This is a genomic window from Geodermatophilus sp. SYSU D01045 (assembly GCF_054050295.1).
Genome location: NZ_JBJGZB010000031.1, coordinates 1 through 25,437 on the forward strand (window position 1 = coordinate 1; position 25,437 = coordinate 25,437).

The 25,437-nt window shown below is 77.3% G+C and carries 27 protein-coding genes and 1 rRNA gene; 13 read left to right on the forward strand and 15 right to left on the reverse strand.

The genetic code is table 11. From position 1 onward, the window contains the following. Positions 1 to 76: ribosomal RNA gene (gene rrf, locus ACI798_RS19960) — 5S ribosomal RNA — on the forward strand; the annotation flags it as partial. A gap of 375 nt (positions 77 to 451) precedes the next feature. Here rrf and ACI798_RS19965 read toward each other — a convergent pair. Then, positions 452 to 814: a GntR family transcriptional regulator gene (locus ACI798_RS19965; protein WP_456943102.1), complete on the reverse strand. Its 363-nt coding sequence runs from the start codon at positions 812 to 814 to the stop codon at positions 452 to 454. 111 nt (positions 815 to 925) lie between these two features. Between ACI798_RS19965 and ACI798_RS19970 the strand changes: the two genes are divergently transcribed. The 8 genes from ACI798_RS19970 to allB are packed head-to-tail and all read left to right on the forward strand — an operon-like array spanning position 926 to position 7,744. After that, complete coding sequence (locus ACI798_RS19970; protein WP_457048753.1) at positions 926 to 2,056, forward strand: epoxide hydrolase family protein; 1,131 nt, start codon at positions 926 to 928, stop codon at positions 2,054 to 2,056. 58 nt (positions 2,057 to 2,114) lie between these two features. Continuing rightward, positions 2,115 to 2,417 (forward strand): urease subunit gamma, encoded by a 303-nt coding sequence (locus ACI798_RS19975; protein ID WP_456943100.1) that lies wholly within the window; start codon positions 2,115 to 2,117, stop codon positions 2,415 to 2,417. Next, positions 2,414 to 2,716: an urease subunit beta gene (locus tag ACI798_RS19980; RefSeq protein ID WP_456943099.1), complete on the forward strand. Its 303-nt coding sequence runs from the start codon at positions 2,414 to 2,416 to the stop codon at positions 2,714 to 2,716. The genes ACI798_RS19975 and ACI798_RS19980 overlap by 4 nt, the downstream gene beginning before the upstream one ends. Next, a complete protein-coding gene (locus ACI798_RS19985) occupies positions 2,716 to 4,437 on the forward strand; it encodes an urease subunit alpha (protein WP_456943098.1) in 1,722 nt (573 codons plus the stop codon). Before ACI798_RS19980 ends, ACI798_RS19985 begins: the two co-directional genes overlap by 1 nt. Then, positions 4,437 to 5,075 carry an urease accessory protein UreF gene (locus ACI798_RS19990; RefSeq protein ID WP_457048754.1) on the forward strand — a complete coding sequence of 213 codons (639 nt, stop codon included), beginning with the start codon at positions 4,437 to 4,439 and terminating at the stop codon, positions 5,073 to 5,075. Before ACI798_RS19985 ends, ACI798_RS19990 begins: the two co-directional genes overlap by 1 nt. Continuing rightward, positions 5,065 to 5,739: an urease accessory protein UreG gene (gene ureG / locus ACI798_RS19995; RefSeq protein ID WP_456943096.1), complete on the forward strand. Its 675-nt coding sequence runs from the start codon at positions 5,065 to 5,067 to the stop codon at positions 5,737 to 5,739. Before ACI798_RS19990 ends, ureG begins: the two co-directional genes overlap by 11 nt. After that, the gene (locus ACI798_RS20000; RefSeq protein WP_457048755.1) at positions 5,736 to 6,419 is read left to right on the forward strand and encodes an urease accessory protein UreD; all 684 of its coding nucleotides are present in this window, start codon (positions 5,736 to 5,738) and stop codon (positions 6,417 to 6,419) included. The genes ureG and ACI798_RS20000 overlap by 4 nt, the downstream gene beginning before the upstream one ends. After that, positions 6,416 to 7,744, forward strand: coding sequence for an allantoinase AllB (gene allB, locus ACI798_RS20005; RefSeq protein ID WP_457048756.1), 1,329 nt, complete (start codon positions 6,416 to 6,418; stop codon positions 7,742 to 7,744). Before ACI798_RS20000 ends, allB begins: the two co-directional genes overlap by 4 nt. Before the next feature lie 3 nt (positions 7,745 to 7,747). Here allB and ACI798_RS20010 read toward each other — a convergent pair whose 3' ends face one another. Further along, a complete protein-coding gene (locus tag ACI798_RS20010; protein WP_457048757.1) occupies positions 7,748 to 7,909 on the reverse strand; it encodes a hypothetical protein in 162 nt (53 codons plus the stop codon). Between the two features lie 86 nt (positions 7,910 to 7,995). Between ACI798_RS20010 and alc the strand changes: the two genes are divergently transcribed. Further along, complete coding sequence (gene alc, locus ACI798_RS20015) at positions 7,996 to 8,991, forward strand: allantoicase (protein WP_456943092.1); 996 nt, start codon at positions 7,996 to 7,998, stop codon at positions 8,989 to 8,991. A gap of 50 nt (positions 8,992 to 9,041) precedes the next feature. Then, a complete protein-coding gene (locus tag ACI798_RS20020) occupies positions 9,042 to 9,785 on the forward strand; it encodes an SDR family NAD(P)-dependent oxidoreductase (RefSeq protein ID WP_457048758.1) in 744 nt (247 codons plus the stop codon). Positions 9,786 to 9,797: 12 nt separating this feature from the next. On the opposite strand, the gene ACI798_RS20025 is transcribed toward ACI798_RS20020, so the two are convergent. From ACI798_RS20025 to ACI798_RS20040, 4 genes are all read right to left on the reverse strand, one after another. Next, positions 9,798 to 10,739 carry a serine hydrolase gene (locus ACI798_RS20025; protein ID WP_457048759.1) on the reverse strand — a complete coding sequence of 314 codons (942 nt, stop codon included), beginning with the start codon at positions 10,737 to 10,739 and terminating at the stop codon, positions 9,798 to 9,800. A gap of 237 nt (positions 10,740 to 10,976) precedes the next feature. Then, positions 10,977 to 13,355, reverse strand: coding sequence for a xanthine dehydrogenase subunit D (gene pucD / locus ACI798_RS20030; RefSeq protein WP_457048760.1), 2,379 nt, complete (start codon positions 13,353 to 13,355; stop codon positions 10,977 to 10,979). Continuing rightward, the gene (locus tag ACI798_RS20035) at positions 13,352 to 13,840 is read right to left on the reverse strand and encodes a (2Fe-2S)-binding protein (RefSeq protein WP_456943088.1); all 489 of its coding nucleotides are present in this window, start codon (positions 13,838 to 13,840) and stop codon (positions 13,352 to 13,354) included. Before ACI798_RS20035 ends, pucD begins: the two co-directional genes overlap by 4 nt. Continuing rightward, complete coding sequence (locus ACI798_RS20040; protein WP_456943087.1) at positions 13,831 to 14,709, reverse strand: FAD binding domain-containing protein; 879 nt, start codon at positions 14,707 to 14,709, stop codon at positions 13,831 to 13,833. Before ACI798_RS20040 ends, ACI798_RS20035 begins: the two co-directional genes overlap by 10 nt. 124 nt (positions 14,710 to 14,833) lie before the next feature. Here ACI798_RS20040 and ACI798_RS20045 point away from each other — a divergent pair, with 124 nt between their 5' ends. Next, positions 14,834 to 16,216: an 8-oxoguanine deaminase gene (locus ACI798_RS20045; RefSeq protein ID WP_457048761.1), complete on the forward strand. Its 1,383-nt coding sequence runs from the start codon at positions 14,834 to 14,836 to the stop codon at positions 16,214 to 16,216. Positions 16,217 to 16,273: 57 nt separating this feature from the next. Here ACI798_RS20045 and egtE read toward each other — a convergent pair whose 3' ends face one another. The 9 genes from egtE to egtA all read right to left on the reverse strand — a co-directional run bounded on the left by egtE (position 16,274) and on the right by egtA (position 24,775). Further along, the gene (gene egtE / locus ACI798_RS20050) at positions 16,274 to 17,404 is read right to left on the reverse strand and encodes an ergothioneine biosynthesis PLP-dependent enzyme EgtE (protein ID WP_457048762.1); all 1,131 of its coding nucleotides are present in this window, start codon (positions 17,402 to 17,404) and stop codon (positions 16,274 to 16,276) included. A gap of 9 nt (positions 17,405 to 17,413) precedes the next feature. Continuing rightward, positions 17,414 to 18,205, reverse strand: a complete 792-nt coding sequence (locus ACI798_RS20055; RefSeq protein WP_457048763.1) for an anti-sigma factor — start codon at positions 18,203 to 18,205, stop codon at positions 17,414 to 17,416. Continuing rightward, positions 18,186 to 18,785: an RNA polymerase sigma factor gene (locus ACI798_RS20060; protein WP_457048764.1), complete on the reverse strand. Its 600-nt coding sequence runs from the start codon at positions 18,783 to 18,785 to the stop codon at positions 18,186 to 18,188. The genes ACI798_RS20055 and ACI798_RS20060 overlap by 20 nt, the downstream gene beginning before the upstream one ends. Before the next feature lie 101 nt (positions 18,786 to 18,886). Then, positions 18,887 to 19,528, reverse strand: coding sequence for a class F sortase (locus tag ACI798_RS20065; RefSeq protein ID WP_456943082.1), 642 nt, complete (start codon positions 19,526 to 19,528; stop codon positions 18,887 to 18,889). A 1-nt stretch (position 19,529) separates the two neighbouring features. Next, on the reverse strand, positions 19,530 to 20,345 hold the full coding sequence (locus ACI798_RS20070) for a DUF4397 domain-containing protein (RefSeq protein ID WP_456943081.1): 816 nt from the start codon (positions 20,343 to 20,345) through the stop codon (positions 19,530 to 19,532). An 84-nt stretch (positions 20,346 to 20,429) separates the two neighbouring features. Further along, the gene (gene egtD, locus ACI798_RS20075) at positions 20,430 to 21,401 is read right to left on the reverse strand and encodes an L-histidine N(alpha)-methyltransferase (protein ID WP_456943080.1); all 972 of its coding nucleotides are present in this window, start codon (positions 21,399 to 21,401) and stop codon (positions 20,430 to 20,432) included. A 24-nt stretch (positions 21,402 to 21,425) separates the two neighbouring features. Continuing rightward, positions 21,426 to 22,115, reverse strand: a complete 690-nt coding sequence (gene egtC, locus ACI798_RS20080) for an ergothioneine biosynthesis protein EgtC (protein ID WP_456943079.1) — start codon at positions 22,113 to 22,115, stop codon at positions 21,426 to 21,428. 2 nt (positions 22,116 to 22,117) lie between these two features. Then, a complete protein-coding gene (egtB, locus tag ACI798_RS20085) occupies positions 22,118 to 23,398 on the reverse strand; it encodes an ergothioneine biosynthesis protein EgtB (protein WP_456943078.1) in 1,281 nt (426 codons plus the stop codon). Between the two features lie 102 nt (positions 23,399 to 23,500). Continuing rightward, positions 23,501 to 24,775, reverse strand: a complete 1,275-nt coding sequence (gene egtA, locus ACI798_RS20090) for an ergothioneine biosynthesis glutamate--cysteine ligase EgtA (RefSeq protein WP_457048765.1) — start codon at positions 24,773 to 24,775, stop codon at positions 23,501 to 23,503. A 175-nt stretch (positions 24,776 to 24,950) separates the two neighbouring features. Between egtA and ACI798_RS20095 the strand changes: the two genes are divergently transcribed. Continuing rightward, complete coding sequence (locus ACI798_RS20095) at positions 24,951 to 25,403, forward strand: DUF309 domain-containing protein (protein ID WP_456943076.1); 453 nt, start codon at positions 24,951 to 24,953, stop codon at positions 25,401 to 25,403. Positions 25,404 to 25,437: the final 34 nt, after the last annotated feature.

A 25,437-nucleotide genomic window follows, 5' to 3' on the forward strand; every position in this document is an offset into this window, starting at 1 on the left:
GAACCCGGAAGCTAAGCCTCTCAGCGCCGATGGTACTGCCCCGGAGACGGGGTGGGAGAGTAGGACGCCGCCGGACAACCATTCAGCAGGGCCCCGCACCGATCCCGGTGCGGGGCCCCACTGCATTTCTGGACGATGTCCGGATCTGTACGGAGAACGACCCCCGGTTCCGTCCTGACGGAACCGGGGGTCGTGTCTGTTCGTCCAGGCCGACCGGACCTCAGGGGACGATGCGGCGGAGGCCCGCGAAGGACAGAGCCGCGGCGATCACGCCGAGTACCGCCGGCGCCAGGACCGCCAGGGTGACCATCGGCTGCTCGGTCATTGCCGGCGCCGTTGCGGCCGAGCAGGCCGGTGATGCCGTCGGTGGCGAAGCCGGTGGTGACGCCGTCGAGAGCGGTGTGCTCCCGGTACCGGATCGTCACGTCGGTGAGCGTGGCGGCGGCGTCGCTCACCGCTCGTCCTCCCAGCGGTCGATCATGGTGGCCAGCTCGCGGGTGGAGATGCCGAGCTTGTGCGCCTCGGTCATCAGGGGGCGGACGTACTGGTCGGCGAACTCGCTGTGGCGGCGCTTGAGCAGCTGCTCGCGGGCGCTCGTGGCGACGAACATCCCGACTCCTCGTCTCTTGTGGAGGACCCCGTCGGCCACCAGCTGGTTGAGGCCCTTGGCCGCGGTGGCGGGGTTGATGCGGTGGAAGGCGCTGAGCTCGTTGGACGAGGGCGCCTGGCTCTCCTCGGCGAGGGAGCCGTCGACGATCGCGTTCTCGATCTGCGCGGCGACCTGCCGGAAGATCGGGCCCGCGTCCTCGTTCACTGGGGACGCCGGCCGCCGCCAGGGTCCCCGAGGTCCCTGGGTTGATCACTCATGTGATGACCCGTAGAACCGGCTCGTCGGCGGCGTCACCCCCGGCTACGGTCGGCGCTCGTGGACGACGTCGTCAGGCCCTTCACCGTCGACGTGCCGGCGGACGCGGTGGAGGACCTGCGCCGCCGGCTCCAGGGCACCCGCTGGCCGGACCCGCCGACGGCGGACGGCTGGACCCAGGGCGTGCCGCCGGCCGTGCTGCAGGAGGTCTGCCGGTACTGGGCCGAGGAGTACGACTGGCCGGCCCGGCAAGGGCGGATCAACGCGTTCCCGCAGGTGGTCACCGAGATCGACGGGCTGTCGGTGCACGCCCTGCACGTCCGGTCGCCGCACCCCGACGCCCTGCCGCTGGTCCTCACCCACGGCTGGCCCGGCTCGGTCGTCGAGTTCCTCGAGGTGATCGGCCCGCTCACCGAGCCCGAGGACCCGCGCGACGCCTTCACCGTCGTCGTCCCGTCGCTGCCGGGCTACGGGTGGAGCGGGAAGCCGACCGCGCCCGGCTGGGGACCGGCACGGACCGCCGACGCCTGGGCGGAGCTGATGCGCCGGCTCGGCCACGAGCGGTTCGGCGCCCAGGGCGGGGACATCGGGTCGTTCGTGTCGGCCAACCTGGGCGCGCGGCACCCCGACCGGGTGGTCGGCGTGCACCTCAACATGGTGGTGACCCTCCCGCCGGAGGGGCGGAGCGAGTTCGACGAGCGCGAGCAGCGGGCGCTGGACCGGATGCGGGCCTTCCGCGACGACGGCTCGGCCTACAGCCACCAGCACCGCACCCGGCCCCAGACGCTCGGCTACGGCCTCACCGACTCCCCAGCCGGGCAGTGCGCGTGGATCCTCGAGAAGTTCCACGCCTGGACCGACACCGGCGGCGACCCGGTCGGGGCGCTCGGCGCCGACCGGCTGCTCGACGACGTGTCCGTGTACTGGTTCACCGGCACGGCGACGTCGTCGGCGCGGATGTACTGGGAGATGGCCCGGGCGCCGGGGGAGCGGACGCCGCGGGTCGACGTCCCCAGCGGCGTGTCGATGTTCCCCGGCGAGATCTTCGTGCCGCCCCGCGCGTGGGCGGAGCGGCAGCTGACCGACCTGCGGGCCTGGCGCGAGCACGACAGCGGCGGGCACTTCGCGGCGATGGAGCGCCCGGCGGAGCTGGTGGCCGACGTCCGGGAGTTCTTCCGCCCGCTCCGGTAACCGCCGCGACACATCCGGGAACTAGCGTCCGGGCTCCGCCGACCCCGGAGGACCCCGCGTGCACCTCTCCCCGCACGAGCAGGAGCGCCTGCTGCTCTCCTACGCCGCCGAGCTCGCCCGCCGACGGCGCGCTCGGGGGCTGCGGCTGAACCTGCCGGAGGCGACGGCGATCGTCACCGACCACGTGCTGGAGGGCGCCCGCGACGGCGTCCTGGTCGCCGAGCTCGTGCAGTCGGGCCGCACCGTCCTCACCCGCGACGACGTCATGGACGGCGTCCCCGAGCTGCTGGAGGAGGTGCAGGTGGAGGCGACCTTCCCGGACGGGACCAAGCTCGTCACGGTCCACCAGCCCATCCCGTGATCCCCGGCGAGGTGATCCCGGCCGACGGCGTCATCGAGACGCTGCCCGGAGCCCCGCGGATCGAGCTCGAGGTGACCAACACCGGTGACCGGCCGGTGCAGGTGGGGTCGCACGTCCACTTCGCGCAGACCAACCGAGCACTGGCGTTCGACCGGGCCGCCGCGCGCGGTCACCGGCTCGACGTCGCCGCCGGCACCGCCGTCCGGTTCGAGCCCGGCATCACCCGCACCGTGACGCTGGTGCCGCTGGCCGGCGCGCGCGTCGTCCCCGGCCTGACCGCAGAGGGAGGGCTCGGCTGATGGTGCGGCTGTCCCGCGAGCGCTACGCCCAGCTGTACGGGCCCACCACCGGCGACCGGATCCGGCTGGCCGACACCGACCTGCTGGTCGAGGTCGAGGAGGACCGCTGCGGCGGCCCGGGCCGGGCCGGCGAGGAGGCGGTGTTCGGCGGCGGCAAGGTGATCCGCGAGTCGATGGGCCAGGGCCGCGCCACCCGCGCGCAGGGCGCTCCCGACCTGGTGGTCACCGGCGCCGTCGTGCTGGACCACTGGGGGGTCGTCAAGGCCGACGTCGGCGTCCGGGACGGCCGGATCGTCGCGCTGGGCAAGGCCGGCAACCCCGACACGATGGACGGCGTCCACCCGGACCTGGTGATCGGGCCCGGCACCGAGGTGATGGCCGGCAACGGCCGGATCCTCACCGCCGGCGGCATCGACTGCCACGTGCACTTCATCTGCCCGCAGATCGTCCCGACGGCGCTGGGCTCGGGCGTCACGACGCTCATCGGCGGCGGTACCGGCCCGGCGGAGGGCTCGAAGGCCACCACGATCACCCCGGGTGACTGGTACCTGGCCCGCATGCTCGAGGCGATGGACCCGTGGCCGGTGAACGTCGCGCTGCTGGGCAAGGGCAACACCGTCTCGCAGGAGTCGATGGAGGAGCAGCTCCGCGGCGGGGCGAGCGGGTTCAAGCTGCACGAGGACTGGGGCTCGACGCCCGCGGCGATCGACGCCTGCCTCACCGTCGCCGGCCGGCACGGCGTCCCGGTGGCGCTGCACTCGGACACCCTCAACGAGGCCGGGTTCGTCGAGGACACCCTCGCCGCGATCGCCGGCCGGTCGATCCACGCGTACCACACCGAGGGCGCCGGGGGCGGGCACGCGCCGGACATCATCACCGTCGCCGGGCACCCGAACGTGCTGCCGTCGTCGACCAACCCGACCCGGCCGCACACGGTGAACACCCTCGACGAGCACCTCGACATGCTGATGGTCTGCCACCACCTGGACAGCTCGGTGCCGGAGGACCTGGCCTTCGCCGAGAGCCGGATCCGGCCGACGACGATCGCCGCCGAGGACCTGCTGCACGACCTGGGCGCCATCTCGATGATCGGCTCGGATGCGCAGGCGATGGGCCGGGTGGGCGAGGTGGTCCTGCGCACCTGGCAGACCGCGCACGTGATGAAGCGCAAGCGCGGGTCGCTGGCCGGCGACGGCGCCGCGGACAACCTGCGGGCCCGCCGGTACGTCGCGAAGTACACGATCTGCCCGGCGGTGGCGCACGGCATCGACGGCGAGGTGGGCTCGGTGGAGCCCGGCAAGCTCGCCGACCTGGTGCTGTGGGACCCGCGGTTCTTCGGCGTCCGCCCGCACGCGGTGCTCAAGGGCGGGGTGATCGCGTGGGCGCAGATGGGCGACGCCAACGCCTCCATCCCGACGCCGCAGCCGCAGCTCCCGCGGCCGATGTTCGGCGCCTACGGCAGGGTGCCGGCGCGGACCTCGCTGCACTTCGTCGCGCCCGCCGCGCTGGAGGCCGGGCTGGGCGACCGGCTGGCGGTCGACCGGCGGCTGGCCGCGGTCACCGACACCACCCGGCTCACCAAGGCCGACATGCCGGAGAACACCGCGCTGCCGGAGATCCGCGTCGACCCGGACACCTTCACGGTGACCGTGGACGGCGAGGTGTGGGAGCCCGAGCCGGTGCGCGAGCTGCCGATGGCGCAGCGGTACTTCCTGTTCTGATGACGGCAGCGCTGCTCACGCTGGCCGACTCGCGGCTGCCGGCCGGCGGGCACACCCACTCCGGCGGGGTGGAGCAGGCGGTCGCGGCCGGGCTGGTGCGCGACCCGGCGTCGCTGGCGGCGTTCCTGCTGCGCCGGCTGCAGACCTCCGGCCGGGTCGCCGCCGGTCTCGCCGCTGCGGCGTGCCACGGAGGAGACCTGACGGCGCTCGATGCGGAGGCCGACGCGCGGACGCCGTCGCCGGCGCTGCGGACGGCGTCCCGGCAGCAGGGGCGCGGCCTGGTGCGGGTGGGCCGCCGCGCGTGGCCGTCGCCGGTCTGGGAGGCGCTGCCGGCCGCGCCGCACCACCCGGTCGCGCTGGGGGTCGCCGCGGCCGCGGGCGGGCTGACCGCCCGGGACGCCGCCGCGGCCGCCGCGTACCTGTCGGTCAGCGGCCCGGCGACGGCGGCCCAGCGGCTGCTGGCCATGGACCCGCTCACCGTCGCCGCCGTCACCGCGCGGCTGGCCCCCGAGATCGACGCCGTCGCCGAGAGGTGCCTTTGTAGCGCTGTTGGCTCCCTACCCGCCGACACCGACCCGCTCCTCGACCTCCTCGCCGAGGTGCACGCCGCACGGAAGGACCGCTTCTTTGCCTCCTGACCACGACCTGCAGGACTACGTCGACGCGGAGGTGCCGCACCGGCACGGCGGGCCGCTGCGCGTCGGGCTCGGCGGCCCCGTCGGCTCGGGCAAGACCGCGCTGGCCGCCGCGCTGTGCCGCACGCTGGGCACCGAGTACGACCTCGCCGTCGTCACCAACGACATCTACACGACCGAGGACGCCGACTTCCTGCGCCGCAACGCCGTCCTCCCCGACGACCGGATCGAGGCGGTGCAGACCGGCTGCTGCCCGCACACCGCCATCCGGGACGACATCACCGCCAACCTCGACGCCGTCGAGCTGCTCGAGGCCCGCCACCCAGGACTGGAGCTGGTGTTCGTCGAGTCCGGCGGGGACAACCTGACGGCGAGCTTCAGCTACGGGCTGGTCGACGTGCAGGTGTTCGTCGTCGACGTGGCCGGCGGGGACAAGGTGCCGCGCAAGGGCGGGCCGGGGGTCACCGCGTCGGACCTGCTGGTGGTGAACAAGACCGACCTCGCGCCGCTGGTGGGCGCCGACCTCGACGTCATGCGGCGGGACTCCGCGATGGTCCGCGGGGAGAAGCCGACGTTGCTGATCTCCCTGCGGGAGGACCCGACGGCGGCCGCCGTGGCGGAGTGGGTGCGCGGGCAGGTGCGCGCCCGCCGGCTGCAGCGGGCGTGAGGACGCGGGTCGAGGTCGTCGCGCGGCGCGGCCCGGGCGGGCGCACGGTGCTGCCGGTGGTCCGCGCGAGCGGGCAGCTGGCGGTGCGGCGGACCGGTCCGTCCTCGGTGCACCTCGTGGCGACGGCGTTCGGCCCGCTGGGCGGCGACGACGCGGAGGTCCGGCTGGTGGTCGAGGAGGGCGCCACGCTGGCGGTGCGCTCGGTGGCCGCCGCCGTCGCGCTGCCCGCCCGCGACGGTGACCGCCCCTCGGTGCAGCGCGTCGTCGCCGAGGTGGCCGGGGAGCTGGACCTGCGGCCCGAACCCACCGTGGTCGCCGTCCGCGCCCACCACCGGGCCGAGCTGGCCGCCACGCTCGAGGCGGGCGCAGTCCTCACCGCCAGCGAGCAGGTGCTGCTCGGGCGCACCGGCGAGGAGCCCGGCCGGTGGACCGGCACGACGCGGGTGGTCGTCGACGGCCGCCCGCTGGTGCACACCACGATCGGCCTGGGACCGGGCGCGCCGGCCTGGCTGCCGCCGGTCGCGCCGCGTGCCTGGGCGTCCACGGTCCACGTGGGGCAGGCTGCCGGGGTGCTGACCGCCGGCGACGCCGTCCGCCTGCCACTGGAGAACGGCTGGGTGGCCACCGCCTGGGGCACCGAGCTGCACTCCGTGGTGCGCGCGGTGGAGGCGGTGGCGTGACGCTCGTCGTCCGGGCGCGGCGGGTGGTGCTGCCCGACGGGGAGCGGGCCGCCGCCGTGCACACCGCCGGCGGCGTGGTCACCGCGGTCACCGGCTTCGACGACGTCCCAGCCGGCGCGGTCACTCTCGCCGACGACGAGGTGCTGCTGCCCGGGCTGGTCGACAGCCACGTGCACGTCAACGAGCCCGGCCGCACCGAGTGGGAGGGCTTCGCCACCGCCACCCGGGCCGCGGCCGCCGGCGGGATCACCACGATCGTGGACATGCCGCTGAACTCCGTGCCGGCCACGACCTCGCTCGAGGCGCTGCGGGTGAAGCGGGAGGTCGCGGCCGGGCAGGTCGCCGTCGACGTGGCGTTCTGGGGCGGGGCGGTGCCGGGCAACACCGGCGAGCTGCGGCCGATGCACGAGGCCGGCGTCGTCGGGTTCAAGTGCTTCCTGCTCGACTCCGGCGTCCCGGAGTTCCCGGCGCTGGACGACGCCGGGCTGCGCGCCGCGCTGGCCGAGCTGGCGTCCTTCGACGGGCTGCTCATCGCGCACGCCGAGGACGAGCAGGTCATCGCCGCGGCGCCGGAGCCGGCCGGCACCGGCTACGCGGCCTACCTCGCCTCGCGCCCGCCCGCGGCCGAGGAGACGGCGATCGGCCGGCTGGTCGCGGCCACGCGGGACACCGGGGCGCGCAGCCACGTCGTCCACCTGGCCGACGGTGACGCGTTGCCGCTGCTGCGCGCCGCCCGGGCGTCCGGCGTGCGGATCACCGTGGAGACCTGCCCGCACTACCTGACCTTCGCCGCGGAGGACGTGCCCGACGGCGACACCGCGTACAAGTGCTGCCCGCCGATCCGCGAGGCGGCGCACCGGGAGGCGCTGTGGGGGGCGCTGCGGGCCGGGGACGGCGGCCCTGCTGTGATTGACATGGTGGTCAGCGACCACTCGCCGTGCACGCCCGAGCTCAAGCGGCTCGACGTCGGCGACTTCGGGCTGGCGTGGGGCGGCATCGCGGGGCTGCAGGTGGCGCTGCCCGCGGTGTGGACCGGGGCGCGCGCCCGCGGGATCCCGCTGGATCGGGTGGTCGAGTGGATGTCGGCGGCGCCGGCGCGGCTGGCCGGGCTGCCGGGCAAGGGGGCGATCGCCGTCGGGCGGGACGCCGACCTGGTGGCCTTCGCGCCGGACGAGCGGTTCACGGTCGGCCGGCTCGAGCACCGGAACCCCGTGACGCCCTACGCGGGGCGGGAGCTCACCGGCGTCGTCCGGCGGACCTGGCTGCGGGGCCGGGAGGCCGACGGCAGCCCCCTCGGCCGGCTGCTCGGCCGAGGGGGCCGGTGAGCCTCAGCTGGACTGCTCGCCCTCCTCACGGGCGGCGTCGTCCATGATCTGCGGGTCGTCGGTGGAGCCGCCGGCGGGGTCGGCGTTGCCCAGCGCGGTCTCGGCGGGCATCTGCTGGACGTGCTCGCGGGCGCGCTCGCGCAGGTCGTCGGTGGGTTCGGACACGGGTCCTCCTCGGATCTCTCGCGGACCCCGGCCCGGTACCCCGGCCGTGCCAGAGTGACCCGCGACCGCCGCCGACGAGGAGACCGATGCCTGACCCGTTCGACCTGCCCGACCTCGCCGTCCGCACGCAGGGCGGCGCCGTGGTGGCCGCCAACGACGAGTTCTTCGCCGGCAAGGAGAACCTGGTCCTGCCCGGGCCGGCGCGGGCGCGCGACGACTTCGGCGCCCGTGGCAAGGAGTACGACGGCTGGGAGACCCGCCGGCGGCGCGGGCCCGGGCACGACTGGGCGGTCGTGCGCCTCGGCATGCCGGGTGTGGTGCACGCCGTCGTCGTCGACACCGCGTTCTTCCTCGGCAACTACCCGCCGCGGGCCGCGCTGGAGGGCGCGTCCGTCGAGGGGCACCCGCCGGCGTCCGCGCTGGCCGACGCCGACTGGACCCCGCTGCTGCCGCTGTCGGACCTGGCCGGCGGGACGGCGAACCGCTTCGCCGTCGAGCCGGGCCCGCGGGTGACGCACGTGCGGCTGTCCATCCACCCCGACGGCGGTGTGGCGCGGCTGCGGGTGCACGGCGAGGTGGTGCCCGACCCGCGGCTGCTCGACGCCGGCCCGTGCGACCTCGCCGCGCTGGAGAACGGCGGGCGGATCACCGGGGTGAGCAACGCCTTCTACGGCAGCCCGCACCAGCTCATCGGCCGCGGTGAGGCCCGCTCGATGGGGGAGGGGTGGGAGAACGCCCGCCGCCGCGACGACGGCAACGACTGGGTCGAGGTGGCGCTGGCCTGCGAGGGCACGGTGACCCTCGCCGAGCTGGACACCTCGTGGTTCCTCGGCAACGCGCCCGGGGCGGCGTCCCTGACCGGCAGGACGGCGGACGGCGCCGAGGTCGAGCTGCTGCCCCGCACGCCGCTGCAGCCCGACACCCGGCACCGGTTCGTGCTGCCCGGCGACGCCGCGGTGACCGCGGTGCGGATGGACGTCTTCCCCGACGGCGGCATGGCCCGGCTGCGGCTGTGGGGCCGCCCGACCCAGGCCGGCCGCGCCGCCCTGATCCGCCGCTGGGAGGGGACGGCGCGGGGCTGAGGGCGGCAGGAACGGCCATTCCTGCCGCCCTCGGCGGGTAGGGGCGGGGCATGGCGACGATCGCGGTCACCGGGTCCACCGACGGCATCGGCCGGGCGGCCGCGCGGCGGCTGCTGGCCGGCGGGCACACCGTCGTCCTGCACGCCCGCAGCGAGTCGCGCGGCGCGCCGGTCGTCGAGGAGCTCGGCCGGCTCGGCGACGTCCGGCTGGTCACCGGCGACCTGGCCGACCTCGACCAGGTCCGCGCGCTCGCCGGGCAGCTCGGGGACCTCGACGTGCTCGTCCACAACGCCGGCGTGTGGCCGCCGGACGGCGCGCCGACCAGCGCACAGGACCACGAGCTCGCCTTCGCCGTCAACGCGCTCGCCCCGCACCTGCTCACCGCCCTGCTGCGGGAGCGGGTGCGCGAGCGGCTGGTCTTCCTCGGCAGCGGCATGGTCGGCTCGGGGCGCGTCGACCCCGGCGACCTCGGCGGCCCGCGCGAGCCGGGGCGCGCCTACGCCGACTCCAAGGCGCTCGACGTCGTCCTGGCCCTCGGCTGGGCCCGCCGCCTGCCGCACCTGCGGGTGGGCGCGGTCGACCCCGGCTGGGTGCGCACCAAGCTCGCCTCCCCGGGCGCACCCGGAGACGTCGAGGACGGCGGCGCGCGGGTGGCGCACGCCGCGGCCGGCGACTGGCCCGGCGGCTACACCGCCGGCCGCCGCCCGGCGCGGACGCCCCGCACCCTGGAGGACCACGACCTGCAGGACCGGGTGCTGGCCGCGATGGACCGCCGGGCGGGTGTGGTGGCCTGAGCGGCCGGTCCCTCATCCCGTCAGGGACGGGACGAGCTGCTGCGCCATGGCGGTGACGACCGCCGCCTGGCCGGCGTGGAACCCACGGCCGTCGCACCCGGACACGTTGCCGTCGCCCTCGGTCAGCAGGACGACGACGTAGCGGTCGCCCGCCAGGAGACCGGTGCTGTTGACCACCGCGTCGCCCGCGTCGTCGGCGGAGCCGTTCGCCCACCCCTGCTTGACCGCGGCGCCGGGAGCGACCGCCTGCAGGCCGAATCCCTGGTCGGTGCCGTCCGCGGCCTCGGCCCGCACGTCGTGCAGCGCGGCGCCGAGCCAGGGCCACACCACGGCGTCCGCACGCAGGGCCGCATAGAGCCGCGCCAGGCCGAGGGCCGTGACGTGGGTGTTGCCCCACCGGCCGACGATCCCGTTGGGGGACCCCAGCTCCGGCAGGTCGTAGTGCTCCTCGATCCACGGCTCGAGGTCCGGGCCGCCGGCCCGCTCCCACAGCACGTTCGCCGCGGCGTCGTCCGAGAGGCTGACCATCGCACGGGCCAGCACCTCGGTCTCGCCGGTCATCGCCCCCTCGGTCAGCAACCGGGCCGCGACCATCACCTTCACCACCGAGGCGGTGGCGAACTCCCCGCTCCGGTCGCCGGCCACCAGGCACGCGCCGGAGGCCGTGTCCAGGACGGCGACCCCGACCCGCAGGCCCGCCTCGGCACCCGTGCGGGCCGCTGCGCCCACCGCCGCCGCCGGGACCGCCGAGTCGCCGCGGCAGCCGCCGAGCGTGTCGCGGACGGCCGGCACCACCACGACGGCCGCCGCGGCGGCGAGGACGAGCGTCGCGAGCCGCACCGGGCCGGGCCGGCGCCGCCGCACCGGTCGCCCGCCGCGGCCGTACCGGGTCGGCGTCCGGCCCGGGACGACGTGGGGCGCGGGCCGGGCGGGGGCGGGGCGGGTCGGGGCCATGGGAGGCCTCCTCGGCGGGGCGATCCGGGCCGGCCGTGCATGCGCCGACCCCCCGGACCGGGGTGGTCGGGACGGCGACCACCCTGTCGCCGGGCGTCGTCCCCGCGCGTCGGAGCAGGAGGCGATCCCGGGCAGCCCGCGCGTCCACCCGGCGGCCCATCCGGGGTCACCCCGAGGGCTGAGCGTGTGCGCCGGCGCCGCACCCCGGCGCCCGGAGTACGGCGTCAGCGCACCCCCTCACGTACCCGTGACGTGCTCGGGCCGGACCGGCACGCGGGTCAGCGGGAGGCCGGTCGCCTGGCGGATCGCGGCGAGCACCGCGGGCCCGGAGGAGATGTTGGGTGCCTCGCCGACGCCGCGCAGGCCGTAGGGCGCGTGCGGGTCGGCGTACTCCAGCACCTCGATGCGCATCGGCGGCATGTCGAGCACGGTCGGGATGAGGTAGTCGGTGAACGACGGGTTCTGCACCCGGCCGTCGCGGACGAGGACCTCCTCCATCACCGCCAGGCCCAGCCCCTGCGCCGTCCCGCCCTGGATCTGCCCGACGACGGCCTGCGGGTTGATCGCCTTGCCGACGTCCTGCGTGCAGGCCATCTCCACGACCTTGACCAGCCCGAGCTCGGTGTCGACGTCGACCACGGCCCGGTGCGCGGAGAAGGCGTACTGCACGTGCGCGAAGCCCTGGCCGGTCTCCGGGTCGATCGCCTGGGTGGGCCGGTGCCGCCACTCGACGGTCTCCTCGACCGCCTCGTCGCCGAGCACGTCGGCCAGCGGCAGCGCGACGCCCTCGAGGTCGGACACGACCTTCCCGCCGTCCAGCCGCAGGTCGGTCACCGGCCGGCCGACGGCGTGCCGCGCGCGCTCGAGCACCCGGCCGCGGACTGCCTCGCACGCGGCCTTCACCGCGCCGCCGGTGACGTAGGTCTGCCGGGACGCGGAGCTGGACCCGGCCGACCCGACGCCGGTGTCCTTCGGGTGGAGGACGACGGCGTCCACGCCGAGCTCGGTGCGGGCGATCTGCTGCTCGACGGTGACCAGGCCCTGGCCGACCTCGGCGGCCGCGGTGTGCACGGTCGCGACCGCCTCGCCGCCGACGACCTCCAGCCGCACCCGCGCGGTCGAGTAGTCGTCGAAGCCCTCGGAGAAGGCCACGTTCTTGTAGGCGACGGCGTACCCGACGCCGCGGCGCACGCCCTCGCCGTGGGTGGTGTTGGAGACCCCGCCCGGCATGTGCCGCAGGTCGACGTCGTCGCCGGTGGCGGGCGCCGGCGGGAGCGGCATCGCCTCCAGCCGGCGCAGCAGCTCGGCGACCGGCGCGGGGCTGTCGACCACCTGGCCGGTGGGCGTCTCCGAGCCCTGCTCCATCGCGTTGCGGCAGCGCAGCTCGACCGGGTCCACGCCGAGCTCGGCGGCGAGGGCGTCCATCTGCGCCTCGTAGGCGAAGGCGGTCTGCACCGACCCGAACCCGCGCATGGCGCCGCACGGCGGGTTGTTGGTGTACGCGCCGTAGCAGTCGACGTGCACGTTCGGGACGACGTAGGGGCCGATGCCCATCGTGCCGCCGTTGCCCACGACCGCCGGGGTGCTGGAGGCGTAGGCGCCGCCGTCGAAGTAGATCTCCGCCTTCACGTAGACCAGGTCGCCGTCGCGGGTGGCGCCGTGCTCGTAGCGCATGGTCGCCGGGTGGCGGTGCACGTGTCCGAAGAAGGACTCCTCGCGGTTGTAGGACATCTTCACCGGCCGGCCGGTGTGCAGCGCGAGCAGGCAGGCGTGCACGTGCATCGACAGGTCCTCGCGGCCGCCGAACGCGCCGCCGACGCCGGCGAGGGTGAGCCGCACCCGCTCGGGCGGCATGCCCAGCGCCGAGCAGATCTGCCGCTGGTCCACGTGCAGCCACTGGGTGGCCACGTACAGGTCGACGCCGCCGTCCTCGCCGGGCACCGCCAGCCCGGACTCCGGGCCGAGGAAGGCCTGGTCCTGCATGCCGACCTCGTACTCGCCGACCACCACGACGTCGGCGGTGGGCGCGGGGTCGCCCTTGCGGACCTTGAGGTGGCGCACCAGGTTGCCGTGCGGGTGCAGGTGGGCGCTCTCCCGGCTGAGCTCGGTGACCTCGGCCGGCGCGTCGTGCACCTGGTTCCAGGTGGGGTGGCCCAGCGCCGCGCGGGCGTCGGTGACCGGCTCCCAGACGTCGTAGTCGACGACGATCCGCGCCGCGGCCCGGCGGGCGGTGTCGGGGTGGTCGGCGGCGACCAGCGCCACCGGCTCGCCCTGGTAGCGGACGACGTCGAGGGCGAGCACCGGCTGGTCGGCGAGCTCGAGGCCGTAGACCTTCTCGCCGGGCACGTCGTCGGAGGTGAGGACGGCGTGCACGCCGGGGACGGCCAGCGCCGGGCCGACGTCGATCGAGCGGATGCGGGCGTAGGGGTGCGGGCTGCGCAGCGTGACGCCCCACAGCATGTCGTCGGTCCACAGGTCGCTGGCGTAGGCGAACTCGCCGCGGACCTTGAGGACGCCGTCGGGGCGCTGCGCGTCGGTGCCCACCCCGCCGCCGCCGCTGCCGGGGCCGGTCAGGTGCGAGGGGGCGCCGCTCGGGGCGCGGGTGGGGGTGCTCATCGCGCGTCACCTGCCATGCGGTCGGCCGCGAGCCGGACGGCGTCCAGGATCTTCTCGTAGCCGGTGCAGCGGCAGAGGTTCCCGGCCAGCGCCTCGCGGATCTCGGCGTCGGCGGGCGTGCGGCCCTCGTCCCGCGCGCGGCGGACCAGGTCGTCGGTGGCCACCAGCAGCCCCGGCGTGCAGAAGCCGCACTGGACGGCGCCGGCCTCGAGGAACGCCTCCTGGACCGGGTGCAGCCCGTCCCCGCCGGCGAGGCCCTCGACGGTGCCGACCTGTCGGCCCTGCGCCTGCCCGGCGGCGACCAGGCAGGCGCACACCGGCAGCCCGTCGAGGTAGACCGTGCACGAGCCGCACTCGCCCTGCTCGCAGGCGTTCTTCGAGCCGGGCAGGCCCATCCGCTCACGCAGGACGTACAGCAGGCTCTCGCCCTCCCAGACGTCGTCCACCTGCTGCGGCGTGCCGTTGACGGTGCAGCTCAGGCGCACGTCGGGTCTCCCTTCCGGTAGTCGGCCCAGGCCCAGGTCAGCGTGCGCCGGGCCATGACCGAGAGTGCGTGGACGCGGTAGCGGGCGGTGCCGCGGACGTCGTCGATGGGCGCCGCCGCGCCGGCCACCAGCTCGCCGAAGCGCGCGGCGGTGGCCGCCGGCAGCTCGGCGCGGGAGTCCCACAGGCCGTCGAGCTCCCCGGCGAGGAACTCCTCGGCGGCGGCGGCGCGGCGCGGCGTGGGGGCGGCCGACCCGATGCCGGTGCCGACGGCGCGGCGGTCGGGGTGCAGCGCCAGCCCGAACGCGGCGACGGCGATGACCATCGCGTTGCGCGTGCCGATCTTGCTGTACTGCTGCGGGCCGGTGGGCGGGGTGATCCGGACGGCGGCGATCAGCTCGTCGTCGGCCAGCGCGGAGCGCTTGACGCCGGTGTAGAACGCGGCGACCGGGATCCGGCGGGTGCCGCGGACGCTCGCCACCTCGACCTCGGCGCCGGCGGCCAGCAGCGCGGGGTGGGCGTCGCCGGCCGGGGAGGCGGTGGCCAGGTTGCCGCCGACGGTGCCCCGGTTGCGGATCTGCGGCGAGCCGATCGTGCGGGCGGCCATCGCCAGCCCCGGCAGCCGGTCGCCGAGCTCGGTGATGACCCGGGCGTAGGGGACGCCGGCACCCAGCCGCACTACGCCGTCGTCGACGGTGTCCCACCCCTGCAGCTCGGGGACCCGGGTGAGGTCGAGCAGCAACGACGGGCGGAGCCGGCCGAAGTTGATCGCGACCATGACGTCGGTGCCCCCGGCGATGGGCACGGCGTCGCGGTGGGCGGCCTTCGCCTCCAGCGCCTCCGCCCACGTCGTGGGCTGCAGGAAGTCCATCGTCGCTCCTCGTCGGATCGGGCGGGCCGCGTTCCCGGGGGACGGTCACGGTAGCCCCGGTTCGTTCCGGCCGGGTTGCGCGACGGCACGTGGCGACTCGCCGCGTTCACACGCGGTCGGCAGGATGCCGCGGGTGGAGACGACCGCCGACCTGCTGGTGCACGACGCCGACCTGCTCGCCACCGCCGACGACGGGCGGCGGGAGATCGCCGGCGGCTGGGTGGCCGTGACCGGCGGGGTGGTGAGCGGCGTCGGCGGGCCGGGGGACCCGCGGCCGGCCGCGGCCCGCACGGTCGACGCGCGCGGCTGCCTGGTGACGCCCGGGCTGGTCAACACCCACCACCACCTGTACCAGAACCTCACCCGCTCGTTCGCCCCCGCGCTGACCGGCGGGCTGTTCGAGTGGCTGGTGACCCTCTATCCGCTGTGGGCGCGGCTGGACGAGGAGGCGGCGTACGTGTCGGCCTACGTCGGGCTCACCGAGCTCGCGCTGGCCGGCTGCACCACCTCGACCGACCACCTCTACGTGCACCCGCGCGGCGGCGGCGACCTGATCGGCGCCGAGGTGCGGGCGGCGCAGGACCTGGGGATGCGGTCGCAGTTCACCCGCGGGTCGATGTCGCTGTCGGTGAAGGACGGCGGGCTGCCGCCGGACTCCGTCGTCCAGGACGACGACGAGATCCTGGCCGAGTCCCAGCGCCTGGTGGACGCCCACCACGACCGCTCCCCGCACGCGCTGACCCGCATCGCGCTGGCGCCGTGCTCGCCGTTCAGCGTGTCGACGTCGCTGATGACGCGGACGGCGGAGCTGGCCGAGCGGCTCGACGTCCGGCTGCACACCCACCTCGCCGAGACCCGGGACGAGGACGCGTTCTGCCTGGAGCGCTTCGGCCGCCGCCCGGTCGACTACCTGGCCGACGTCGGCTGGATGACCGACCGGGTGTGGCTGGCGCACGTGGTGTGGCCCTCGGCCGACGAGGTGACCCGGCTCGGGGCCGCGCGGGTCGGTGCGGCGCACTGCCCGTCGTCGAACATGGTCCTGGGCAGCGGGCTGTCGCCGGTGGCGGAGCTGCGGGCGGCCGGGGCTCCGGTGGGGCTGGGCGTGGACGGGTCGGCGTCCGCGGACGCGGCGTCGCTGTGGCTGGAGGCCCGGACGGCGATGCTGCAGGGCAAGCTGCGGCACGGCGCCGGGTCCTTCAGCGCCCGCGACGCGCTGGAGATCGCCACCCGCGGCGGCGCGGCCTGCCTCGGGCGGACCGGCGAGATCGGCGAGCTGTCGGTGGGCGCGTGCGGCGACCTCGCCGTCTGGCCGCTCACCGGGCCGGCGTTCGCGGGCGCGCTGTCGGACCCGGTGGAGGCGTGGCTGCGCTGCGGGCCGGTGGCCGCGCGGCACACCGTCGTCGGCGGGCGGTTCGTGGTGGAGGACGGCGTGCCGGTGCACCCCGGCCTCGACGAGCAGCTCGCCGTCCACCGCCGGGTGAGCGAGCGCGTGCAGGCGGCCCTGTAGGGCCTTCGTCGTGCTGTTGGCTCCTCCCGGAGGCGCCAACGGCACCACAGAGGCTCCTCAGAGGGCGGTGGCGAGGGCCTCCAGGTCGTCGAGGGTGCCGTCGACGTGCGGGGACACCCGCAGCACCCAGCCGGTCAGCTCCGCCGGCGCGCGCCCGGGCTCGATCGCCGTGGTGACGATGCCGTGCTCGGTGAGCAGCCGTGCCCGGGTGGCGACGACGTCGACGCCGTCCGGCGGGCGCAGCGTGGTGGTGGCGGTGGGCTCGTCGAGCGGCTCCACCACCCGCCAGCCGCCGGCGCCGTCGAGGACCTGCCGGGCCGCCCGGCCCAGCGCGGCCAGCCGTTCCCGCACCCGGTGCGGGCCGGCGGCCAGGTGCTCCCCGACGGCGAGCACCAGCCCGACCCGGCCGGCCACGTGCGCCTCGCCGCTCTCCAGCGCTCGCAGCGGCGGCAGGTCGGCCGGGGCGGGCAGCGCCGGGACCAGCTCCGCGGCCACCGCCGGCCGCGCGCAGAGGACGCCGACCCCGCGCGGGCCGGCCAGCCACTTGCGGGAGGTCGAGTAGACGACGTCGGCGCCGAGGTCGACGTCGACGTGCCCGAGCGCCTGGGCGGCGTCGAGCACCAGCGGCACCCCGTGCGCCCGGCACAGCGCCGCGACCTCGGCGGCCGGCTGGACCACGCCGCGGTGGCTGGCCACGTGGGTGAGGTGCACGAACCGCGGCGGGCCGGCGGCCAGGGCCCGCTCGAGCGCGGCGACGTCGACCCGCCCGTCGGCGTCGACCGCCAACGGCTCGACCACCAGCCCCGCGGCGCGCAGCAGGGCGGCGTTCGGCGCGTACTCCCCGGGCGGGCAGGCCACCCGCGCGCCGGCCGGCAGGCGCCAGGCGGCCAGCAGCGCGGTGAGCGCGGCCTGCGCGGACTCGACGAAGACGACGTCGGCGGCGGCCATGCCGACCAGCCCGCCGATGACGCTGCGGCCCTGCTGGAGCAGGTCGGCGGCGGTCGCCTCGGCGACGTAGCCGCCGAGCTCCGCCTCGTGGCGGGCGTGGTGCGCGACCGCCTCGAGCACCCGGTTGCTCTGCCGGCTGCACGCCGCGGAGTCCAGGTGCCGCCCGGCCGGGCGGGGGCGGGCGGCGCGCCAGGAGTCGGCGAGGTCGGCGTGCGGGAGCAGCAGGTCGAGCGTGGTCACCCCCCGACGCTAGGACAGCTGCCCGCGGACGATGGAGACCCCGGAGTGGGCGGGGTCGCCGTCGAGCGGTTCCACGGAGACGTCGACGACCGGGTACTCGGCCAGGTCCAGGCCCGCGGGCAGCTCGAACTGCTCGGTGCCCGCGCGGACGACGCCGAGCGGGACCAGCCCGGACACCGACTCGGTGAGCAGCCACGCCTCGTAGTAGCCCTGCTCCGGCGCGCCGGCGGTGAGCTCGACCTGCAGTACCCGGGTGCCGTCGGCACGCTGGACCACCTCGGCGCGGCCGGAGGCGTCGCTGCCCTCCAGCGGGTCGAGCACGGCCGCGGCGACCTCCACGCCGGCGTCGTCCCGGCTGCCGAGCGCGACCGCCCCGGCGCCGATGGCCAGCCCGGCCACCAGCGCCGCCGCGGCGGCGAGCACCAGCCGCGACCGGCGCGGCCGCAGCGGCACGACCGGCACCACCGGCGCGACCGGGGCGGCCGGCTCGGGGGCGGGCGGGGCCGCCGGGAGGACGTCGGGCACCGGGCCGGCCGGGGGCGCCGACGCCGCGACGACGTCCGGGCGGGGGGTGACGCCCACGCCGGTGGCCGCGGCGATCCCCGCCCACAGCGACGGCGGCGGCGCGACCGGCGGGCCGGGGGCGGCGAACTCCGGCACGGCCAGCGCGTCGACGGCCCGGCGCAGCCGCGCCACCTCGGCGCCGCAGGACGCGCAGCCGTCCAGGTGCGCGGCGGCGGCGTCGGGGAGCGGCTCGCCGAGCGCGGCCAGCGCGAGGTCCTCAGGCGTGCAGTGCGGCACCGTCCACCTCCAACCGGTCGCGCAGGCGCTCGAGGGTGCGCCGGATGTGGCTCTTGACCGTCCCCAGCGGCAGCCCGGTGCGCTCGGCGATCTGCGCGTGCGTGAGGTCGGCGAAGAAGGCGAGCTCGATGATGCCGCGCTGCGGCTGGCCGAGGCGGTCCAGCTCGCCGAGCAGCAGCACCCGGTCGGCGACCGTGCTGTCCACCGGGGCCGCTCCACCGCGGGGCACGGTCTGCGCCTCGGCGAGCGCGGCCTCGGCGGCGCGCCGCTGGCGGTCCCGCCGCGCCCACGTGTCGGCGATCTTGTGGCGGCAGATGCCGACCAGCCAGCCCGGCAGCGGTCCCTGGTCGGCGCGGTAGCCGGCCCGGCCGGTCCAGGCCGAGATGAAGGTCTGCTGGGTGACGTCCTCGGCGTCGGGACCGAGGCCGAACGCGCGCACCGCCATGCCGTGCACCAGTGCCGCCCACCGCTCGTAGGCCCAGGCCAGCGCCTGCTCCTCGCCCGCGGCGAAGCGCCGGGCGACCTCGGCGTCGTCGGGCTCGCCCGCGCCCCAGGGCGCCGGCTCCGCCTCGGTGGTCACCCGTCCGACCCTAGGGCCCGTCCGGCCGGTCCGGGGTGGCCTCCCTGCAGGGGCCCGGTGCGAGCGTGCGAGCGGTGGGGGGCAGGGAGGTCCTTCAACTGTCACGGGACCGGCTCCGCCACCACGACGACGTTGTCGCGGTAGCCGCCGACGTCGGGGAGGAACGGTCCGCCGCAGGTGACCAGCGTCAGCCGCGGCGGCCCCTCGCGCGTGAACAGCAGGTCCACCGGCAGCGCCCGCTTGTCCAGCACCTCCCGCGCGACCACCCGCCACCGCGTCGTCGCGCCGGCGGCGTCGGTGACCAGCACCTCCTGCCCCGGCTCGGCCGAGCGCAGCGGGGCGAGCGCGCCCAGGCCCTGCTCGGCGTCGTCGACGTGGCCGGCGAGGACGGCGGAGCCGGGCGCCCCGGGAGCCGGGCCGAACCGGTACCAGCCGGCCCGCGTGACGTCGCCGGGCAGCGCCATCTGCCCGTCGCCGGCGACCCCGGCCGGGTCGACCGGGGCGTCGACGCCGAGCGCCGGCACCTGCAGCCGGACGGGCGGGGCGACGGCGGGTGCCGACGCCGGGGCGGCGTCGCGGGCCGGGGGCCCCGGTGCCGGTGTCGGAGGGGGAGCGGCCGGCGTGCCGAGCACCTGCTCGACCGGCGCGCCCGCCGCCGCCGGCGGCCGGGTCAGCTCCCACGCGGTGGGCACGCCCACGGCGAGGGCCAGGCCCAGGGCCACGCCGGCGGCGGCGGGTCGCACGTCAGGCCCGCGTGGTGGCCAGCCGGCGCGCGGCCACGCCGGCGCCGACCAGGCCGAGCGCGGACAGGCCGAGCAGCGGCAGCGGCAGGCCGTCGTCGTCGGCCAGCCCGGCGCTCCCGCCGGGGACCCCGGACGGCGCCGAGTGCCCGCCGCTGATCGTCTGGACGGCGAGCTCGAAGCCGGCGTCCTGCGAGCCCCACGCGTACACGACCGTCGTGGCGCCCTCGGTGACCGCGAGGTCGGCCGGGCCGAGCGCGACGGTGGAGGTGCCGGCCAGGACGACGTCGGCGCTGACCGTGCCCGCGGGGACCTCGAGCGACGCCTCGTCGGGGTTGGCGAGGCCCGGCGCGACCACCTGGCCACCGGCGCGGACGTCGACCGCCGGGGCCGCCGCGACGTGCCGGACCACGACGCGGCCCTGCCCCGCGGCGACCGCGGAGGTGTCGTTGACGAACGGGGTGAGCGCGGGCTGGCCCTCCGCGGTCAGGTGCGCAACCACGGTGGCGTTCGCGCCGGCCGGGACCGCGACGCCGTCCGCGGACAGCAGCGGCGTGCCCGAGCCGTCGGCGGCGTCGGCGGGGAACAGCGCCAGGTCGTAGGAGCCCGCGGGCAGCGACAGCGGGTCGGTGAGCGTGCCGGGCTGGAAGTCGTCGATCAGCCGCTCGCCGTTGGCGTACACGTCGACCGGGGTGTCCGGGACGGCGTGCAGCACGGAGACGGTGGCGGTGTCGGCCGCTGCGGCCGGCGTGGTCCCGAGCGCGACGAGCGCGCCGGCGCCGGCGACGGTGGCGAGGCCGAGGGTGCGGGTCCGGGTCACGGGGTCCTCCGGGGTCGGGGGTGCTGACACCTCCTCTTCCGGCGTTCCCGCAGGTCCGGATGCAGGCCCCGGGAGCCGACAGCGCTACAGGGGTTCAGACGGGATGGACAGGGAGACGGCGAAGTCGCCGTCCGGGTCGGTCCACCAGTGCGTCGTCCGCAGGCCGGCCGCGGCGAGCTCGGCCTCGACGCCCGCCCGGCGGAACTTCGCCGACACCTCCGTGCGCATCTCCTCGCCCGCGGCGAAGCGCACGGTCAGGCCCAGCGCCGGCACGGTGACGACCTGCGCGACCCGCGCGCGCAGCCGCATCTCGATCCACTCGTCCGCCGCGTCCCACACCGCGACGTGGTCGAACGCCGCCGGGTCGAAGTCGGCGCCGAGCTCGCGGTCGAGCACCCGCAGCACGTTGCGGTTGAACTCCGCGGTCACGCCGGCGGCGTCGTCGTAGGCGCGGACCAGCCGGCCGGGGTCCTTGACCAGGTCGGTGCCGAGCAGGAAGGAGTCGCCGGGCGCGAGCGTGCCGGCCAGCTCGGCGAGGAACGCCGCCCGCGGGCCGGGCTCGAGGTTGCCGATCGTCGAGCCGAGGAAGGCCACCAGCCGCCGGCCGCCGCGGGGCAGCACGCCCAGGTGCGCGGTGAAGTCGCCGACGACGGGGTCCACGGCGATGCCCGGGTACTCGGCGGTGACCGCCTCGGCGGCCGCGGCGAGCACCGACGGGTCGACGTCGCAGGGGACGAACCGCCGCAGCGTGCCGGCCCCGGTCAGCGCGTCCAGCAGCAGGCGGGTCTTCTCCGAGGTGCCGCTGCCCAGCTCGACGAGCACCTCGGCACCGGAGGCCGCGGCGACCTCGCCGGCGTGCGCGGCCAGCACCGCCCGCTCGGCGCGGGTCGGGTAGTACTCGGGCAGCCGGGTGATCTCGTCGAACAGCTCGCTGCCGCGGGCGTCGTAGAACCAGCGCGGCGGCAGCGCCTTCGGCGTCGCGGTCAGCCCGGCGAGGGCGTCGGCGCGCAGCGCGGCCGCGACGTCGTCGGGGGCGAGGTGGCGGGTCGTCGTCACGGGTCTCCTCGGCTCGCGGTCGGGTCAGGTCAGCGGGGTGACGGTCAGGCCGTCCGGGGTCACCTCGACCAGCGAGCGGTCGGGCACGTCGGTCCACGCGGGGTCGTCGTCCCAGGGCTCGCTGGCCAGCGCCGTCCCCTCGTCGGTGACCAGGGCGGAGAGCGTGTCGCCCCAGGTGGTGGCCAGCAGCCGGGTGCCGTCGGCGGCGAGCAGGTTGAGGCGGGCGGCGGGGTCGGCGGCGGCCACCTCCCGCACGGTGTCGCCGAGCCGGTCCATCCCGCGGGAGGAGACGAGCGCGGCCAGCAGCGCGCTGTCCACCGTCGACTCGGCGTCGCGCACCGGCGGGAGCACCGCGCGGGCGACCCGGCCGTTGTGCGACAGCAGCCAGCGGCCGTCGGTGAACGGCGCCGCGGCGCTCTCCTCCAGCGGCATGCCCACCGTCGCCGAGCGGACCGCGGCCACCACGCACCCGGACACCAGCACCGGCGCCACCGACGCGAACGACGGGTCGGCCCACAGCGGCCGCGCCGAGCGCCACCGCACCGGCTCGGTCCGGCCGGGGGCGAAGAACCCGACGCCCCAGCCGTCGGCGTTCACGGTGCCGTACCGCTGCCGCCGCGGCGCCCAGGACTGCACCAGCAGCGACGACGGCGGCTCGAGGACCAGCGAGGCCACCGACCGCGGCCGCCCCAGCCAGGCGAGGTGACGGCACATCGTCAGTCCACGTCCCAGGCCAGCCGGATGCCGCTGAACACCTGCCGCCGGACCGGGTGGTCCCAGTTGCGGAACGACGGCCGCAGGATGGAGGGGTCCACCGCCCACGAGCCGCCGCGCAGCACCCGGTAGTCGCCGCCGAAGAACGGCGCCGAGTAGTCGGCGTACAGCATCGGGGTGAAGCCGGGATAGGCCTCGAACCCCGACGACGTCCACTCCCAGACGTCCCCGACCGCCTGCTCCACGCCGTACGCGGACGCGCCGGCCGGGTAGGCGCCCACCGGTGCCGGGCGCAGCGCCGCCCCGCCCAGGTTGGCCAGCGCCGGCGTCGGGTCGGCGTCGCCCCACGGCCAGCGGCGCCGGCGGCCGGCGGCCGGGTCCCACGCGACGGCCTTCTCCCACTCCGCCTCGGCGGGCAGCCGGGCGCCGGCCCACGCCGCGTACGCCTCCGCCTCGAAGAACGTGACGTGCTGGACCGGCTCGTCGGGCGGGACGTCCTCGAGCACGCCGAAGCGGGTGCGGGCGCCGCCCGGGCCCCAGTACAGCGGCCGCTCGAGCCCGGCCTCCCGCCGGTGCGCCCAGCCCCGCGGCGACCACCAGCCGGGGGTGTCGTAGCCGCCGTCGGCGACGAAGGCCGCGTACTCGGCGTTGGTCACCGGCACCCGGCCGATGCGGAACGCGGGAAGGTCGACCACGTGCGCGCCGCGCTCGTTGTCCAGCGCGTACGGCTCGTCGGCGGCGTCCACGCCCAGGACGAACGGGCCGGCGGGCACGAGCACCGACGTCCCGGCCACCCCGGGCCGGCCGGCCGGCGTCGGGCCGCCGGTCCCCAGCACCGGCGGCCCGACGCGCAGGCCGAGGGCCTGCAGCATGGTCTCGGTGTGCTGTGCCTCGTGGCTGACGACCATCGCGACGTCGAACGGGTCGTCGTCCGGCCCGGCGCGCCCGATCCGGTCGAGCACCCGGCCGCGCACCTCGGCGACGAACGCGCGCGCCTCCACCGGCGGCAGCAGCGGCAGCCGGTCCCGGACGGCGCGCGGGTGGGTGAAGGCGTCGTAGAGCGCCTCGACGGCGGGCGGCAGCAGGCCGGCGCGGCGGGCGTCGCCGTGGCGCAGCAGCCACAGGTCCTCCTGCTGGCCGACGTGCGCGAGGTCCCACACCAGCGGGCTCATCAGCGGGCTGTGCCGGCGCAGCAGCTCGGGCTCGTCGAGGTCGGTGAGCAGCAGGGTCCGCCGCCGGGCGGTCTCCAGCTCGCGGGCGAGCCGCTCGTGCGCCGTGGTCACGGGTGCACCTCCGGGACGACGGGGGTGGTCTGCGGGGCGGTCTCGGTGGCGGCGGCCAGGGCGGCGGCGGGGCCGCCGGCGCGGGCGGCGTCGGCCAGGACGTCACCGGGGCCGCGGCCGCGCCCGGCCAGCTCGGCGAGGGGGGGGGGGGGGGGGGGGGGGGGGGGGGGGGGGGGGGGGGGGGGGGGGGGGGCGGCGCCGCCCGCCCCCGCCCGCCGCGCCCCGCCCCCCCCCCCCGCCCCCCCCCCCCCCCAGGTCCGGGTCGACGGCGGGCAGCGCCGCGGCCAGGCAGCGCACCGCGGCGGCCCGCAGCTCCGGGTCGGCCAGCCCGTCGCGGGCGGCGCGGGTCCACGCCCCGGCGACCGGCGCGGTCGCCTCGGCGGCGGCGTCGGCGGCGGCCGGGTCGTCGAGCAGCGCGGCGGTGACGGCGGCCAGGGCCGGCCACCACGGCTCGGGCGCGGCGTCGAGGTAGCGGATCTCCAGGTATCCGCGCAGCCGCACCGGCGGGAACAGCGTGGACAGGTGGTAGTCCAGGTCGGTCGTGGTGGGGCGGCGCCCGCCCAGGGGGACCGCGCCGGTCACCCAGTCGGCGAAGCGGGTGCGGGTCAGCACCGGCTCGGCGTCGCCGGTGTCCGGGTCGCGGACCAGCATCACCGGCGCGGCCAGCGCGTACGCGGCCCACTCGCCGGCGGGGTCGGCGCCGCCGAGGATCGGGCCGCAGCGGGCCTGGTCGAGGGCGCCCCACACCTGCTGCCGCGACGAGCGCCAGCCGGTGGCCCGCCCGCCGAGCAGCGGGGAGCAGGCCGAGACGGCGACCAGCACCGGGCCGAGCTGGTGGGCGAGCGCCACCCGGCGGCCCCACCCGCCGCGCGGGCCGGCGTCCAGGTTGACCTGCAGGGACGCGGTCGCGGTCATCATCGCCGTCCCCGCCGCACCGCAGCCGGCGGCGGTGAAGTGCCGCTCCATCGCGCGGTAGCGCGGCGCGGGGCTCACCCGGGCCGGGCGGCGCAGCGGGTCGGCGCCCACCGGCGCCAGCCCGAGCCGGTGCGGGGCCAGCGCGGCGGCGAGGACGGCGCGGTCGGCGCGCAGCGCGGCCACCGCGGCCGCGGCGCCGGGCAGCGGCGGCCCGGACAGCTCCACCTGCCCGCCGGGCTCCAGGGTCACCCGGCTGCCGCCGGGCAGGGCCGGCACGTCGGCCACCGCGGCGCACACCCGGTCCCAGGGCACGCGGGCGGCCGGGGCGTCCAGGTCGACCAGGTGCGCCTCGAGCTCCAGGCCGACCGGGCCGGCCGGGCCGGGCCGCAGCGCGGTGGCGGTGACCGCGGCGACGGCGGTCTCGAGGTCGAGCGCGGTGCGCTCCTCGACGGCAGGGCCCACGGGGCCCACCCCCTCCAGGTCCGGACCGGTCGCGAACGACCGCGGGTCGGTGCGGGGGCGGCTCCGTGCAGGGGCCGTCCTCGGCTGACATCCATGCACTACACGGCGCCTGTGACAACCCCCGGGCCGGAGGACGCACCGCGCCGCCGTCCGGTGTTCGCGCGAGGATCGCCCGGTGGACTCCTCCCGGGACCGGGACGCCGCGGGGCGGGCGCGCAACGCCCGGCCCCGCGACGCCCTCGGCCGCCCGCTGCCCCGCGGGGCGGTGGGCGAGGAGCGCGCGCCCGAGGGGGTGCCGCGCACGCCGGACGAGGCGCTGACCGAGGCGCAGCGGCTGCTCGACGCCGGGCGCCCGTTCCACGCCCACGAGGTGCTGGAGGACGCCTGGAAGGCCGCGCCCGGGCACGAGCGGCAGCTGTGGCGGGGGTTGGCTCAGCTCGCCGTCGGGCTGACCCACGCAGCCCGCGGCAACGCGCGCGGCGCCGCCCGGCTGGTCGAGCGGGGCGCGGGCAACGTGGCGCCCTACGCGGCCGCGCCGCCGCACGGGATCGACGTCGCCGGGCTCGTGGCCTGGGCGCGCGGGCCGCTCGCCGCGGACCGGCCGTTCCGGCTGCGCGGCCCCGCCTGACCCTCGTGCACTCCCGCGGAAGTGCGCGGTGCGC

Coding starts and splice junctions, on each gene's coding strand:
- ACI798_RS19985 (WP_456943098.1), top strand. CDS start 2,716: ATGGTGCGGCTGTCCCGCGAGCGCTACGCCCAGCTGTACGGGCCCACC.
- ACI798_RS19990 (WP_457048754.1), top strand. CDS start 4,437: ATGACGGCAGCGCTGCTCACGCTGGCCGACTCGCGGCTGCCGGCCGGC.
- alc (WP_456943092.1), top strand. CDS start 7,996: ATGCCTGACCCGTTCGACCTGCCCGACCTCGCCGTCCGCACGCAGGGC.
- ACI798_RS20020 (WP_457048758.1), top strand. CDS start 9,042: ATGGCGACGATCGCGGTCACCGGGTCCACCGACGGCATCGGCCGGGCG.
- ACI798_RS20025 (WP_457048759.1), bottom strand. CDS start 10,739: ATGGCCCCGACCCGCCCCGCCCCCGCCCGGCCCGCGCCCCACGTCGTC.
- pucD (WP_457048760.1), bottom strand. CDS start 13,355: ATGAGCACCCCCACCCGCGCCCCGAGCGGCGCCCCCTCGCACCTGACC.
- ACI798_RS20040 (WP_456943087.1), bottom strand. CDS start 14,709: ATGGACTTCCTGCAGCCCACGACGTGGGCGGAGGCGCTGGAGGCGAAG.
- ACI798_RS20045 (WP_457048761.1), top strand. CDS start 14,834: ATGCCGCGGGTGGAGACGACCGCCGACCTGCTGGTGCACGACGCCGAC.
- egtC (WP_456943079.1), bottom strand. CDS start 22,115: ATGTGCCGTCACCTCGCCTGGCTGGGGCGGCCGCGGTCGGTGGCCTCG.